At 63.5% G+C, this 13,832-nt stretch carries 12 protein-coding genes; 9 read left to right on the top strand and 3 right to left on the bottom strand.

Going from position 1 to position 13,832, the window contains the following annotated elements:
• The first annotated feature begins 94 nt into the window (after positions 1 to 94).
• From LQ955_RS13990 to LQ955_RS13975, 4 genes are read left to right on the top strand one after another with little or no spacing between them, the layout of a single operon-like run.
• Positions 95 to 1,249, top strand: a complete 1,155-nt coding sequence (locus tag LQ955_RS13990) for a type 1 periplasmic-binding domain-containing protein (RefSeq protein WP_231025115.1) — start codon at positions 95 to 97, stop codon at positions 1,247 to 1,249.
• A 43-nt stretch (positions 1,250 to 1,292) separates the two neighbouring features.
• A complete protein-coding gene (locus tag LQ955_RS13985; RefSeq protein WP_231025114.1) occupies positions 1,293 to 2,843 on the top strand; it encodes a sugar ABC transporter ATP-binding protein in 1,551 nt (516 codons plus the stop codon).
• On the top strand, positions 2,840 to 3,871 hold the full coding sequence (locus LQ955_RS13980) for an ABC transporter permease (protein WP_231025113.1): 1,032 nt from the start codon (positions 2,840 to 2,842) through the stop codon (positions 3,869 to 3,871). The genes LQ955_RS13985 and LQ955_RS13980 overlap by 4 nt, the downstream gene beginning before the upstream one ends.
• 27 nt (positions 3,872 to 3,898) lie before the next feature.
• On the top strand, positions 3,899 to 5,401 hold the full coding sequence (locus LQ955_RS13975) for an aldehyde dehydrogenase family protein (RefSeq protein ID WP_231025112.1): 1,503 nt from the start codon (positions 3,899 to 3,901) through the stop codon (positions 5,399 to 5,401).
• Between the two features lie 86 nt (positions 5,402 to 5,487).
• On the opposite strand, the gene LQ955_RS13970 is transcribed toward LQ955_RS13975, so the two are convergent.
• On the bottom strand, positions 5,488 to 6,996 hold the full coding sequence (locus tag LQ955_RS13970; RefSeq protein WP_231025111.1) for an aldehyde dehydrogenase family protein: 1,509 nt from the start codon (positions 6,994 to 6,996) through the stop codon (positions 5,488 to 5,490).
• A 186-nt stretch (positions 6,997 to 7,182) separates the two neighbouring features.
• Here LQ955_RS13970 and LQ955_RS13965 point away from each other — a divergent pair, with 186 nt between their 5' ends.
• Genes LQ955_RS13965 through LQ955_RS13950 form a run of 4 tightly spaced genes read left to right on the top strand, consistent with a single transcriptional unit; the run spans position 7,183 to position 10,795 of the window.
• Positions 7,183 to 8,499, top strand: a complete 1,317-nt coding sequence (locus LQ955_RS13965) for an NAD(P)/FAD-dependent oxidoreductase (RefSeq protein WP_231025110.1) — start codon at positions 7,183 to 7,185, stop codon at positions 8,497 to 8,499.
• Positions 8,496 to 9,269, top strand: a complete 774-nt coding sequence (locus tag LQ955_RS13960) for an SDR family NAD(P)-dependent oxidoreductase (protein WP_231025109.1) — start codon at positions 8,496 to 8,498, stop codon at positions 9,267 to 9,269. Before LQ955_RS13965 ends, LQ955_RS13960 begins: the two co-directional genes overlap by 4 nt.
• 56 nt (positions 9,270 to 9,325) lie before the next feature.
• Positions 9,326 to 10,540 (top strand): cytochrome P450, encoded by a 1,215-nt coding sequence (locus LQ955_RS13955; RefSeq protein ID WP_231025108.1) that lies wholly within the window; start codon positions 9,326 to 9,328, stop codon positions 10,538 to 10,540.
• Between the two features lie 39 nt (positions 10,541 to 10,579).
• A complete protein-coding gene (locus tag LQ955_RS13950) occupies positions 10,580 to 10,795 on the top strand; it encodes a ferredoxin (RefSeq protein WP_231025107.1) in 216 nt (71 codons plus the stop codon).
• Positions 10,796 to 10,827: 32 nt separating this feature from the next.
• Here the strand turns inward: LQ955_RS13950 and LQ955_RS13945 are convergent, their stop codons facing one another.
• Together LQ955_RS13945 and LQ955_RS13940 are read right to left on the bottom strand one after the other, a co-directional pair.
• A complete protein-coding gene (locus LQ955_RS13945; RefSeq protein ID WP_231025106.1) occupies positions 10,828 to 12,021 on the bottom strand; it encodes a hypothetical protein in 1,194 nt (397 codons plus the stop codon).
• Positions 12,018 to 12,626 carry an HtaA domain-containing protein gene (locus tag LQ955_RS13940; protein ID WP_231028155.1) on the bottom strand — a complete coding sequence of 203 codons (609 nt, stop codon included), beginning with the start codon at positions 12,624 to 12,626 and terminating at the stop codon, positions 12,018 to 12,020. The genes LQ955_RS13945 and LQ955_RS13940 overlap by 4 nt, the downstream gene beginning before the upstream one ends.
• Positions 12,627 to 12,654: 28 nt before the next feature.
• On the opposite strand from LQ955_RS13940, the gene LQ955_RS13935 reads away from it, so the two are divergent.
• On the top strand, positions 12,655 to 13,788 hold the full coding sequence (locus LQ955_RS13935) for an amidohydrolase family protein (protein WP_255713607.1): 1,134 nt from the start codon (positions 12,655 to 12,657) through the stop codon (positions 13,786 to 13,788).
• Positions 13,789 to 13,832: the final 44 nt, after the last annotated feature.

Here is a 13,832-nt window from a genome sequence, read left to right as displayed (position 1 = left end):
CATTGCATCCTATTCATGATTATGGTTATATTCAGTGCTAGCAAGTCACATTCGCTTTCTCAGCTGCACTTCTACCGTTTCAAAGGAGAAACACATGGCACGATCTACCCGAGCGCGCATGACGCTCACGATGCTGGCGGCTCTCACCGTCGCTTCTGTCGCAACCGGGCTGGTGGGCTGTAGCTCAGGCAGCGGCAGCAGTAGCAGCAGTGGGTCGGCAGCCCCGGCCGACCTAGCCGCCGCCCAAACCTCAGTGGATGCCGCGCTCAAGGCTCCCACCGCGATCACTCAGACTGTTCCGCTGCCGAAAGCGCCAGAACACGGCCTGGTCATCGACGTAGACAACGGCCTGCCGGGCTCGTTGCGAATCGGAGCTGGCGTGCAGGCGGCAGCCGAAGCGGCCGGCTGGGAATTCCAGTCGATCTCCTTCGACGCCTCGAGTCCCGCATCGTTGCAGGCGGCATTGATGAACGCTCTGGCGAAGAACCCGACGTTCGTCACCGAAGCAGGCACGCCGCAGTCGCAGTTCGGCGACTCGGTCTTGGCTGCATACAAGGCAGCCGGCGTCGGAATCATCGTCAACAGTGCGGAGCCGGTCGTCGCCGACGCTCCGATCGTGGCCGATTCAACCGAGATTCCGAATGGCTACGCGTTGAACAAGGCCATGGGCAAGATCTTGGCCGACTGGTTCATCGTCGATTCCAAGGGCACCGGCAATGCGATCATCGCAAGCGTCTCGAGCTTTCCGAGCCTGAAAGGCTTGCCCGACGGCTTCATCCCTGAGGTTCAGGCGCTCTGCCCGGGCTGCACCGTGAATGTCACCGACATCAGCCTCGCTGACATTCAGGCCGGCACCAACCAAGACACCGCTGTCGCAGCACTTCGTCGTAGTCCGAACACCGGCTACCTCTTCTTCGACAACGGCCAGTTCGCGGTGGGAATCGACAGCAAGCTCGCTGCCGCAGGTCTGACGAACGTCAAGGTAGCCGGTATCGCGCCGGAGCCGAAAGACATCTCCGACCTCGCGGCCGGCGGTACCTCTGCCTGGACCACGATCGGCTTCGAGTACACCGGCTACGCGTCGATGGATCTCGCGTTCCGTAAGCAGCAGGGTGTCGATCTGACCACCAACAACGCTGTGCAGCCTGTTCAGCTCGTCACGTCGGCCAACGCCAGCACCGTCACGGTGCCCTGGAACCTGCCGACCGACGCGCTTGCTCAGTTCTCGAAGCTCTGGCAGATCAAGTAACACCGAACATCCACCCCACTCGGTACGTGTCAAGGGAGACCAAATGAGCACCGAAGAGTACGCTCTCGACGTTCGTTCGATGACGAAGTCGTTCGCAGGCAAAGCTGTGCTGCAAGACTTCGATCTGACCATCAAGCCGGGCGAGATTCACGCCCTGCTCGGTCAGAACGGCTCAGGCAAGTCGACCTTCATCAAAGCACTGGCGGGGTACCACGAGCCGGACGCAGGGTCATTCGTCGCCGTCGGCGGCAAAGACCTTGCGTTCGGCTCACCCCAAGACTCTTTCGCTCTGGGGTGCCGGTTCGTGCACCAAGACCTCGCGCTCATCTTGGACATGTCGGTGCTCGACAACATGTTCATGAGCAGTTCCTTTCCGGTGCGGATGGGCGTGGTTGACAAGCGCGAGGGTCGCCGCCGAGCGAAGCGCGCTCTCGCAACGGTCGGACTCGACCTCGACCTCGATACTTTCGTCAAAGACCTCCGTCCCGCCGAGCGCACTGGGCTCGCCGTCGCTCGAGCGCTGCTCTCGCACAACGACGAGACACCCAGTGTGCTTGTTCTCGACGAGCCGACAGCATCGTTGCCGACGATCGAGGTACAGGCACTGCTGTCGACAGTTCGGCAGACGGCGGCGGCCGGCGTGGGCATTTTGTACGTCACCCATCACCTCGACGAGATTCCGAACTTCGCCCAGCGAGTCAGTGTGCTGCGGAATGGCCGTCTGGTCGGCACATGGAATACCACCGAGATCTCGCACGGCGAACTCGTCGAGCACTTGATCGGCGAAGCGCTCGCCGCCGAGATGAACACCCAGCGCGACAAGGTCGACAGCGATCTGTCTGCGGCTCCAGCGATTGTCGTTTCCGGCCTTCAGGCCGGGCGCCTGGAGGACTTTTCGCTCAGCGTGCGACCCGGGGAAATAGTCGGTCTGTACGGATTGACCGGGTCGGGACGCGAAGAAATTCTGCCCGCCATCTTCGGCTCGCTTTCGGCCGACGCCGGCACCATCGTGGTGCAGGGTGAAACGCTGCGGCCAGGCCGGCCCGATGCGGCCATTCGGCTCGGCATCGGTTACATGCCCCCCGACCGCAAGACTCTGGGCGGGTTCATGAGTCAGACCGCGCGGCACAACATGACTCTGCTCAACATGAAGCAGTTCTTTCGCGGTGGGTTCTTGCGTAAGAAGCCCGAGGTAGCCGAAGCCGCGCGCTGGTTCGAGCGCCTGAATGTGCAACCGCAGAAGGCGGAAGAGGCCCTGCTCAGTACCTTCAGTGGCGGTAATCAGCAGAAGATTCTGCTCGGCAAGTGGCTGCGTATCGATCCGAAAGTCATGCTGCTCGACGAACCCAGTCAGGGTGTCGACGTCGGCGCCAAGCTCGAGGTGCACAAGCAGATCGCGCTCGCAGCGACCAATGGCACCGCCGTGATCATCGGATCGTCTGACGTCGAAGAGCTCGCTTCTCTCTGCGAACGGGTTCTCGTTCTTCGTGACGGTCACGTAGCCGAAGAGCTCACGGGCGCACGTGTCACGGTCAAAGACATCAACACAAGTTTCCACTCGGACATCAATCGCGAAGGACTGGTCCACGCATGAACAGCGTCATTTCAAAACTCGGGCTGGATCGCTTCAGCGGCGTGTACCTCGGCGTCATTCTCGTCATTGTGTTCGGGTTCGCAACCCCCGAATTCTTGACGCCGGCGACCTTTCACGTCATTGCGTCGAGTCAGTCGATCGCCGGCATCATCGCCATCGCGCTGCTGATACCCATGGTCGCCGGGCAGTACGACCTGTCGGTCGGTACGAACGCCAACCTCACCGGTCTGGTCGTCGTCGCCCTGCAGGGGTACTGGGGCTGGTCGTTGCCGGCCGCTCTCATCTCTGGCGTGGCACTCGGAGTGCTCATCGGCTTCGTCAACGGGTTCATTGTGGTGGTACTGAAGGTGGATTCGTTCATCGCGACCCTCGGTGTCTCGTCGATTCTGACCGCATCGGTGATCATCGTCACGAATTCGGTCGTGCCGCCTCAGCCCACGTCGGCCGGCTGGAAGAGCCTCACGCAATTCGAGTTCGGCGGGTTTCAGATCGTCATCGTCTACCTGATCGTGCTCGCCCTGCTCGCCTGGTGGCTGCTCGAGTTCACTCCCGCCGGCCGTTATCTGCACGCCATCGGCAGCAACCGCGACGCCGCTCGCCTGGCCGGCGTTCGAGTGAACCGCTGGTCGTGGGTCTCTCTCGTGCTCTCCGGCGGAATCGCCGGCATCGGCGGCATTCTCTACACCTCACTGACCGGCCCTTCGTTCACCTTCGGGGCGACCCTGTTGCTGCCGGCCTTCGCTGCGGTGTTCCTCGGCTCGACTCAGCTCTTCCCCGGCCGATTCAACGTGTGGGGAACGCTGCTCGCCATCTTCGTCTTGGCGCTCGGCGTTCAGGGCCTTCAACTGCTCTCCGGCGTCACCTGGCTCAGCCCGATGTTCAATGGCATCGCGCTGATCGCGGCCGTCGCGCTCGCTGTCAGCCGGGGCCGTTCGCGTAGTAAAGGGTCGAAGCAGTCGAAAGATGTTCAGCCACCGAACGAAGCCGCCGAGCGCCACGACTCGCCGGCGCTCACCGGCGTCAGCTGACAGATCGCCAGTAAGAAAGAGACGCGCATGAGTGACACCATCGCGAAAGACGTGTTCATCGACGACGCCGTCGGCGTCTACATTCCGGGAGTCGATCAAGTACTGATCGGCGGTGAATGGCGTTCCTCGGTCGACGACCGTACCTGGGATGTCATGTCGCCTTCCACAGAGTCGGTCGTCGCGCGGGTCACGCTGCCGGGCCGCGGCGATGCGGATGCTGCGGTCGATGCAGCTCGTACCGCGTTCGATGACGGCCCGTGGCCGTGGTTGAGTATCGACGAGCGCCGCGATGTCGTCACGTCGTTCGTGCGCAATATCGAAGAGCGCTTCGAAGATCTGGCCCGCGTCTGGGCTATCGAGACCGGTGCCCCGATCGGGTTCGCCCGAGGGCTCAACAAGGGTGCGGCATCCGTTTCGTGGGATGCGGCGCTTGCTGCCTCGCACGAGATCGTGTGGGAAGAAGACCGCGGTGACGCCATCGTTCGACACGAGCCGCTGGGCACGGTGCTGGCGGTATTGACCTACAACGGCCCGGTCTCGCTGATCGGCATGAAGGTCGTTCCGGCCTTGCTTGCCGGATGCACGGTGATCGTGAAGCACGCACCGGAGACCCAGTTCGTTGCGCACATCATCGCCGAAGCCGCGCGTTTAGCAGGCTTTCCGACCGGCGTGCTGAGCTTCTTGCCCACGGACACCGAGATCACGCAGTACCTCGTCGGTCACGCCGGAGTCGACATGGTCACGGTGACCGGCAGCCAGGCGATCGCGCGCGACGTTGTCGAGCGCTCGCTGCCGCGACTCGCCCGCACCGCGCTGGAGCTGGGCGGCAAGTCGCCCGCGATCATCGGTGAGAACGCCGATCTCGACACGGTGATGGCCACGCTCGGCGACGGGTCGAGCATGTTCGGTGGCCAGATCTGCGTGCTCCTCTCGCGCATTCTGGTGCCTCGGTCGCGCTACGAAGAGGTCACTCGTGCATTTGTGGACTTCTATTCGGCCCTGACCATCGGCGACCCGCTCGACCCGGCCACGGAACGCGGGCCACTGGCGGTCGAACGCGCTGTCACGCGCACGGAGCGCTACGTCGCCGGCGCAATCGCGCAGGGCGCCACCGTGGCGTACGGCGGGCGCAGGCCGCCGGGGTTCGAGCGCGGGTACTACTACGAGCCGACGGTGCTGACCAATGTCACGAATGACATGACGGTGGCGCAAGAAGAGGTGTTCGGCCCGGTCACCGTGCTGATCGCGTACGACACGATCGACGATGCGATCCGCATTGCGAACGCTTCCGACTATGGCCTCGCGGCCTCGGTCTACACCGAGAGCCGTGAGGAGGCACTGGCGATCGCCCGGCGCATCCGTTCGGGCAGTGTGGGCATCAACCTGGCCGGAATGTCTCTGGGCCAGCCGTTCGGCGGTATGAAGCAATCAGGGTGGGGCCGCGAGTGCGGGCCTGAGGGCATTCTCGAGTTCACCGACACGAAGCAGATGCTTCTTCCCGGCGGCGCCGTGCAAGGGTTCGTCGCTTAGTTCTCTCAGTCAAAACAAAAGCTCCCGGCAGATTGATGAGATCTGCCGGGAGCTTTTGGCTTGGACGGGCGCTTGGCCCGGGTCTATCAGGCCTGGAGGTACGACGTGCCCGACGGCAGAAGCATCTGCTTGATGTCGGTGAACTCGAGAATGCCCTCAGGCCCGCATTCGCGGCCCCAGCCCGACTTCTTCATACCGCCGAACGGCTGACCGAGCGACATGCCCGAGACGTTGACGCCGACGGTGCCCGAGCGGATGCGACGGGCGATCTGCAGGGCGAAGTCGTTGTCTTGGGTGAAGATCGACCCGGCGAGGCCGTAGTCGGTGTCGTTGGCGATTTCAACCGCCTCGTCGATGCCGTCATAGCGCATCAGCACGGTGACCGGGCCGAAGACCTCTTCTTGCGCAACCGTCATGTCGCGGGTCACGTTGCCGAGCACGGTCGGCTCGTAGAAGTAGCCGTGCTCGAAACCGTCGGGCTGCTTACCGCCGATGACGATGTCGGCACCCTGAGCGAGTGCACCCTTCACGAACCCCTCAACCCGGGTCACCGAGCGCGCGGTGGCCAGCGGACCGCGAGTGGTGTCGGGGCTGAAGGGGTCGCCCAGCGTGAACTTGCTGAAGTAGTCAGCGAAGGCGGCTGCTGTCTCGTCGTAGCGGCTGTTCGGCACCAGAATGCGTGACAGCGCCACGCAGACCTGGCCGTTGAAGGCTTGAGCGCCTTCTGCCAGGTTGGGGATGACGGACTCGAGGTCGAAGTCTTCGCCCAGAATGGCGGGCGACTTGCCGCCCAGCTCGAGTGCCGTACGCGCCAGCCGGCCTGCCGTGCGCTGCACGATGTCGGTCGCGGCGCGCTGGCTACCCGTGATGGTCACCATGTCGATGCCGTCGTGGCTCACCAGGTATTGGGTGATGTCGAGCTCGGCCGGCACGAAGTTGATGACACCCTTCGGCAACCCAGACGTGCGAGCAGCCTCCGCCAGAATGTGAGCGCTGAGCTGCGATTCCGGGGCATGCTTGACGACCACGGTGCAGCCGGCGAGAAGCGCCGGAACGACCTTCATACCGATCAGAACGGTCGGGCCGTTGTTGGTGAGAATGGCCAACACGGTTCCGGTGGGCTCACGACGAATGATCGCGTCGCCCCGATCTTCTTCCCAGGGCAGACTCTCGGCGATGTCGATCGAGCTGTTCCACGAGATGACGGCGGCGCCGTTGTTGATAATGCGCGCGTGCGCAAGAGTCGGGCCGGATTCGAATGCCCAGGCGCGGTTGAGGTCTTCGAGTTTCTCGGTGATGGCGTCGGTGAAGCGGCGCACGGCTGCAACACGTTCACCCGGTGACATGCGAGGCCACTCGCCCTTGTCGAAGGCGGCGCGCGCCGCAGCGACGGCGGCATCGGCCTCGGCTACTCCCGGGCGGGCGACCTTGAGCAGAACCTGCTCAGTGGTCGGGTCGATGACATCGATCGTGGCCGCTTCGGCAAGCTTTACCCATTCGCCGCCCACAAAAACAGCGTCTGGTTCGGGAATGTCGACGTCGATTACGTGATTCGTCAGCGTCTGTTCGACGGTACCCTGAACGACTTGGCTCATAGCTACTCCCTTGTAGGTGGTGTTCGTGCCCTCAAGTATCGCGCAAATTGCTGCGTATGAAAAGGATTAATCGATTGGATACCGAATTTGCTGTTGCTCTGAAACTCCCTGTAGCGGACGCAGAGGTGGCAGAGTCAGACCCACTGGGCATATCGATAATCTGTGCGTATAGTTAGCATGCTGGTAATGAATTATCGACTCATACCCGATACGAACGACGGAGTTCTTCAAATGGTCTTGCAGAATGTGGTGATCGCCGGAGCCTCGGTGGCGGGCGTGACCGCTGCTCGCGAGCTGCGCGCGCAGGGGTACACGGGCCATCTGACCATCATCGATCGTGACCCGCACTCTCCCTACCGTCGCCCAGAAGTTTCGAAGGGGCTCGTCTCCGGCGTGCTCGGCCTCGACAAGGTGAGCATGCCGTGGCCCGACGACCTCGATGCGGAACGACTGGTCGGGGTCGAACTGACCGGGCTGAACCTGGCAGAGCGTTCGGTCTCGATCAGCACCGCCGCCGGGACTCGCGACATCGGGTTCGATGGCCTGATCATCGCCACAGGCACAGTCTCTCGCCCGTCGCCGTTCGGTGAGGGCATCCCGGGGGTGCACTCGCTGCGAAACTATACCGACTCCATCAAAATGCGCGACGAGCTGGTGGATGCCCGCAGCCTGGTCGTGGTCGGTGGCGGCTTCATCGGTCTCGAGGTAGCCGCCGTTGCGCGTTCGCTCGGAAAGTCGGTCACCGTCGTCGAAGCGGCCGCGCTCCCACTGGAACGGGTGTTCGGTGAAGAGTTCAGCCTGCAGTTGCTGAAGAATCACCAATTGCAGGGCGTCGACGTTCGCCTGGGCGCGAGTGTGTCGTCACTCGAGCGAGGCGAAAGCGGTGCCGTCAGCGAGGTCGTCTTGGGCGACGGCAGCCGCATTCCCGCCGACGTGGTTCTGGTGGCAATCGGATCGGTTCCGGCAACCACCTGGCTAGCCGGCTCGGGCGTCGACATCAGTCAGGGCGTCATTTGCGACGCCACCTGTGCCGTGCTCGACGAGAAGGGCGCCGTCATCGACGGGGTCGTCGCGGCCGGTGACGCCGTCACCTGGTACAACTCCCTTTATCAGCGGCAGATGCGAGTCGAGCACTGGACGAATGCCATCGAGCAGGGCGCTTATGCTGCGAAACGACTGCTGGGCACCCACGACCCCGACGGGTTCGTCAGCGCACCGTACTTCTGGTCCGACCAGTACGGGTCGCGTATCCAGAGCATCGGGTCGACGTTCGGCCACGATGAGGCAGTCGTGCTCGACGACGACCCTGACCTCCTGCTCGTCGCGTACCTGCACGAAGGCCGACTCGTTGCCGTTGCGGGCATGAAAGCGGGCGCCTCCATCTTTCGGTATCGTGCTCTCGTCAACAGCGGAGGCTCGCTGGACGAGGTGCGTGCCCACGCCCAGGCGCTTCGAGAGGCCGCCGAAGCAAAACGCCAGCAGGTGCTGGAGCGCACGGCATGAGCGCGGACCTTTTGCTCGACGGGCAGGTAGCGCTTGTCACCGGTGCAGCCCAGGGAATCGGCCTCGCGATTGCTGCCGGGCTGCGAGCTGCGGGAGCGCAAGTCGCCCTCGTCGACGTTCAAGAAGAGGCGCTCAACGACGCCGTGGAATCGCTCGGCGGCCAAAGCGACGACGTGCGCGGCTATCTGGCCGACCTGTCATTGCCTGAGATCGCCCAATCGCTGCCGAGCCGGGTTGCCGACGACTTCGGCCAGCTCGACATCGCCGTGAACAATGCCGGGCGCCGCGGCGTGTATGCGTTTCTGGACTACCCTCTGGCGGACTGGGAGCGAACGTTCGCTCTGAACGTCACGGCTCCGTTCTTGATCTGCCGCGAGGCCGCGAAGATCATGGTCGCGCAGGGTGGTGGTGGCAGCCTCGTCAACGTCACCTCGGTCGCAGCGGACCTGGCCTTCGGCAATCGGGCGGCTTACAACTCGTCGAAGGCGGCGCTGGTGATGCTGACGAAATCCATCGCGAGAGAACTGGGCGCAGACGGTGTGCGATGCAACGCAGTGGCGCCCGGCATCGTGGAGACCGCACTGAACTCGGAGTACCTTCGGGATTCGCCGGTGACCCCGGTCATCCTCGACGGCACGCCGATGGGCCACTGGGGCCAGCCAGAAGACGTGGCAGCGCCCGTCGTGTTTTTATGCTCGCCCGCAGCGAAGTTCATCACCGGAACCGTGATCCATGCAGACGGCGGCTGGACCACCGGAAAAGGTTACTGAGCCGCTCGCCACACCCCGAGCACCACGTGAACTGAAGAACTCGAAGGAGAGAACCAATGACACCGACTGGTCAGACCGAAGCGCCTGCGATCAAGCGCTACCCGTTCACGCGCACGTCGCCCCTTGCGCCTGCGCCCGAATTCGACGAGCTGCGTACCAGCGACCCCGTCACGCAGGTAGAGCTGTGGAATGGCAACCGCGCGTGGCTTGCGACGCGCTATGAAGACATCAGGGCGCTGCTGCACAACCCCAATTTGAGTTCGGACACGATGCGTGAGGGCTTTCCGCAGGCGAACGCCACGGCGGCATCGTTCCGTGGCGGTCAGCGGGTCTTTGCCCGCATGGACCCGCCGCAGCACGACGAGCATCGTTTGATGCTCACGGCCGATTTCATGGTGCGTCATGTGCGCGAATTGCGGCCGTATCTCGATGAGCTCATTGACCACTTTCTCGACGAGATGGAGGCGGCAGAGGGCCCTGTCGATCTCGTGAAGATTCTCGCCCAGCCGGTTCCGGCGAACATCATCACGCGGCTTCTCGATTTGCCGCCGGAAGACAGCGAGTTCTTTCTCGACCGCGTGAACACCTGGATGAGTCTCGAGGTCGAACCGGCGGTGTCTGCGGCTGCCGGAGCCGAAGCAATCGACTACTTCGACCGGCTCATCACCTCAAGGCTCGAGAGCACGGCCGACGATCTCGTCAGCCGGCTGATCCGCGAGCGATTGAACACCGGCCAATTGACTCGCGGGGAGCTCCAGCACATGCTGGGCCTGATTCTGGTGGGCGGGTTCGACACGACAGCGAACATGATTGCGCTCGGCACCCTCACGTTCATCCAGCACCCCGACCAGCTCGAACTGCTGCTCGCCGACCCGAGCCTCTTGCCGAATGCGGTCGAGGAGCTCTTGCGTTATCTCACCGTCGCCCATCACGTGGCGTATCGCATCGCGGCCGGCCCAATCGAAATCGCCGGCAAGAGCATCAGCGAGGGTGACGGCGTGATCGCGCCGCTCATGGCGGCGAACTACGACCCCGAGGTCTTTCCCTCGCCGCACGTCTTCGACATTCGGCGTGATGCGAGAGGGCACCTCGCGTTCGGTTACGGCGTGCACCAGTGCCTCGGTCAGGCGCTTGCCCGGGTCGAGCTGCAAGCCGTGTTCGGCAAGCTGTTCCAACGGCTGCCGAACATCCGTCTTGCCGTACCCGAGAGCGAGCTGCGCTTCAAAGACTCGCTCATCTACGGGGTCGTCGCCCTGCCCGTCGAGTGGTGAATCCGCTCACCGCTCTCTTCTCTTAGAAAGGTGTGAACAATGTCAGTCAAAATCGAGGTCATGCGCGAACGGTGCATGGGTGCGGGAAACTGTGCCGAGGTGTCGCCGGACTACTTCGATCAGGATTCCATCGACGGTACCGTCGTACTTCTGCGCTCAGACGTCGAACCGGGGGATGAGAACGAGGTCGAGACGGCTGCGGATGTGTGCCCGGTTGCGGCCATTCTGCTGAAGTCGACCGCCGCGTCGGTCTGATCGAGCCCGCCGAACCGATCTCGGGTGCCGCATCAGCTGTGTTGCGGCACCCTTTTTCGCGCCCGGCGGCTGGCTGTCGATGCGGCCACCACAAACAGTGGAGTCAGAACTGCTGCGACGATCCACAGCCCATTCGTCAGTCCCACGCGCGTCGCGAGTTCGCCGCTGGCGATCACGAACAGCGCGCAGGCCGCGTACGAGATACCGGCGTACACCGACGCCCTGCCGCCCTGCAGCCGCGGGGTGAGGCCCGCTGAGGCGATTCGAAGTCCGAGGCGGTAGCCGGCACCCTGGCCGAACCCGACGAAGGCGCACCCGACCACGACGAACGGAACCAGGCCGCCTGCGACCGAGGCTGCAATGACCACGACTCCGGCTCCCATGCAGATCATCGCTAGGGCCGACATGTGCCTGATCGACCGTCCGCCCACAGAGAATTGCCCGATGTTCGCGAAGACGAGTAAAGCGATGGTTCCCAAGCCGGCGATCAGCAACGACGTTGTGTTGAGGTCTTGGCTGATGGCGAGCGGTACGAGCGCCACGATAATGCCGCCCGAGATCCAGGCGAGCGAGCCCATCAGGTATCCGGTCCAGCGAGCAGGCAGATCGTGAGGAATGGCTGTGTTGACTGCGACCTGCCGGTCGAGCGCCCACGATGATCGGGGCCAGCGTATGAGGCCGACGATCACGGCGATGAGCGCCGCGCAGGTGACGGCCGCATGAATGGCATATCCCGCGAGCAGCGGTGCGGGCCCGAATTGGGCGAGAGTGACGGCGAAGATGCTGCCGACGACTGCGCCGACGATCGTGCCCGTGGCCGCTATGGTTCGAGCTCGCTCACCGCGCAGCGCTAGCGCGAGGCTGGCGGCCGCGCCGGTGCCGAGGCCGAGGCTGATTCCGTTGAGCGCCCGGCCGACGATGAGGGCCGGGTGCGTGGCCAGCGAGAGAACAACGTCGGCGACGACCGCCATGAGCAGGGCCGCCACCAGGGCCGCTCCCGGGCGGGATTGCAGACGCGGCCGGGCCATCACTGCGAGTGTCGCCGTGAGCGTGATGAGAAACGAGCTGTAGACGATCGAGAGGTCGGCAGGGTCGAGACCCAAGGTTCGGCCGTAGAGCGGTAGAAGTGGATTGGGCAGATTGGGCCCGGCGACGATGACGACGAAAGCCACCGGAATGGTCGCAGAAAGAATGCGGGGCGACAGGCCAGAACTCGCCCGGCTCATTGCGAAGCAGAGTCGATGACCGAGCGCGGGACATACAGCGGGTCGAACATCGTCTCGGTGGGATAGACGTCACCGAAGAGATGAGAGCCCTCTGCCGTCAACACCGGCCAGAACTCGATCTGCCCTGCCTCCGTGCGCTCTGCGGCGGTGTGATCGGGGCCGCTCGTGAGAAGGGCGATCATGAGTCGCTCTGCACGGCCGGCGGGCGACGACGCACTAGCGACAGTCAGCCATATGGCGCTGTGACGCACGACGATGGCCGGGTCGCTCAGCGAGAAGTCGAGCGCGCCGAAGTGGGCGGAGAAGTGAACCGACCCGGTGAATTGCACGGCACGCTCACTGTCGCCATCTGTAGAGTCCGCGTCGGACACCACCGGAAAGACGAAAAAGAAACCGTCTTCTGTGGCAGGCGCCTCCACTTCTATCGTTCCGCCGGCGGTTCGGAGGTACCGCCGAAAGCTCGTCTTAACGCCCCAGACCAGAGCGGGCGGAGCTGACGACTTCGTCAAGGCATGCAGCACGTTCGGATTTTCCTCTCTGAGCGACCCGTCGACAAGCTTGGCGTGCTTGCTTCGCATATACAAGATCAATATAATCATGATCATAGTAAGCACCTAAGCTTCGGAGGATGCCATGACAACGCAGTTAGCAGCTCCCGCGCCCGTTACCGGGCCGGAGACGACGTACCCCATTGTGGATTGCGATATTCACCCCATGGCTCCGTCAACGGCGGACTTCTACCCGTATTTGTCTTCGGCGTGGCGCCAGCACTTCGATGAGCGTGGCATTCGTACCTACGCCCGCGCTCGTGACCGCTACAACCACCCCGCCGACACCCAGCGGCTCGACGCGTATCCCGAAGACGGAGGGCCCGCGGGCTCTGACCCGGCGATGACCATCGCGCGTCACCTCGACCCCTTCGGCATCAGCGTCGCACTGTTGCTGCCTCAGCAGCCCTACGGCGTCACATCGTGGGGAGACATCGACGCCGCCAGCGCTTTTATCTCTGCCACCAACGACTTCTTCGTCGAAAAGTGGGTCGGTTACGACGAGCGCTACAGCCTCGCCGTTACGGTTTCGCCGCACGACCCGGCCGCCGCGGCGGCGGAGATCCGTCGACACGCGAACACCCCCGGGGTGATCGCGGTACAGCTGCTGCTGATGGATCGCATGATGGGCGACACCTGGTACGACCCGATTTACGAAGCCGCCTGCGAGGCTGGTCTTCCTATCGCGATGCACCAGAGCGGAGCAGAGGGGTGCTTCACCTACTCGCAGGGGCCGGCCGTCGGTGTTCCGCGGTCATATGGTGAACGCCACGTGGTGCTGACCCAGGTCGGGGCAGCGAATGTCGCCGACATGGTGGTCGGCGGCGCATTCGAGCGCTTCCCCGAACTCAAAGTCGTCATGGTGGAGTGGGGATTCAGCTGGCTGCCCTCGCTGAGCAACCGGCTCGATCTGTTCTGGCAGCGTGACCCTTCCGCGGCCCTGCGTATCAAGAAGCTGCCGAGCGAGTACATCCAGAAGCACTTCACCTTCACCACTCAGCCGCTCGACGAGGTCGAGACGCAGGCTGACCGAAAGGCGCTCTTCTCCGCCAGCGGAATGAGCGACATGTTGCTCTTCAGTTCGGACTACCCGCACTACGACACGGACGATCCACGATTCGTGCTGCAGAACAAGATTCCCGAAGAATTGCGCGCCGCGCTCTGCTATCAGAATGCGGTCGGGGTGTTCGGCCCCGAGATTCTGCGTGCCGTCGCCTGAGGCGCCGCACCGAGCATCCGTCGCCCACCTGCGCAGCACCCCCA

This window comes from Subtercola endophyticus (assembly GCF_021044565.1).
GTDB classification, from domain to species: Bacteria; Actinomycetota; Actinomycetes; order Actinomycetales; family Microbacteriaceae; genus Subtercola; species Subtercola endophyticus.
Note: the sequence above shows the minus strand (reverse complement) of the source record. Positions and strands in the feature narration are given on the sequence as shown.

Coding starts and splice junctions, on each gene's coding strand:
- LQ955_RS13970 (WP_231025111.1), bottom strand. CDS start 6,996: ATGAGCCAAGTCGTTCAGGGTACCGTCGAACAGACGCTGACGAATCAC.
- LQ955_RS13940 (WP_231028155.1), bottom strand. CDS start 12,626: ATGATCATGATTATATTGATCTTGTATATGCGAAGCAAGCACGCCAAG.
- LQ955_RS13945 (WP_231025106.1), bottom strand. CDS start 12,021: ATGAGCCGGGCGAGTTCTGGCCTGTCGCCCCGCATTCTTTCTGCGACC.
- LQ955_RS13975 (WP_231025112.1), top strand. CDS start 3,899: ATGAGTGACACCATCGCGAAAGACGTGTTCATCGACGACGCCGTCGGC.
- LQ955_RS13955 (WP_231025108.1), top strand. CDS start 9,326: ATGACACCGACTGGTCAGACCGAAGCGCCTGCGATCAAGCGCTACCCG.
- LQ955_RS13935 (WP_255713607.1), top strand. CDS start 12,655: ATGACAACGCAGTTAGCAGCTCCCGCGCCCGTTACCGGGCCGGAGACG.
- LQ955_RS13985 (WP_231025114.1), top strand. CDS start 1,293: ATGAGCACCGAAGAGTACGCTCTCGACGTTCGTTCGATGACGAAGTCG.
- LQ955_RS13960 (WP_231025109.1), top strand. CDS start 8,496: ATGAGCGCGGACCTTTTGCTCGACGGGCAGGTAGCGCTTGTCACCGGT.
- LQ955_RS13965 (WP_231025110.1), top strand. CDS start 7,183: ATGAATTATCGACTCATACCCGATACGAACGACGGAGTTCTTCAAATG.
- LQ955_RS13950 (WP_231025107.1), top strand. CDS start 10,580: ATGTCAGTCAAAATCGAGGTCATGCGCGAACGGTGCATGGGTGCGGGA.
- LQ955_RS13980 (WP_231025113.1), top strand. CDS start 2,840: ATGAACAGCGTCATTTCAAAACTCGGGCTGGATCGCTTCAGCGGCGTG.
- LQ955_RS13990 (WP_231025115.1), top strand. CDS start 95: ATGGCACGATCTACCCGAGCGCGCATGACGCTCACGATGCTGGCGGCT.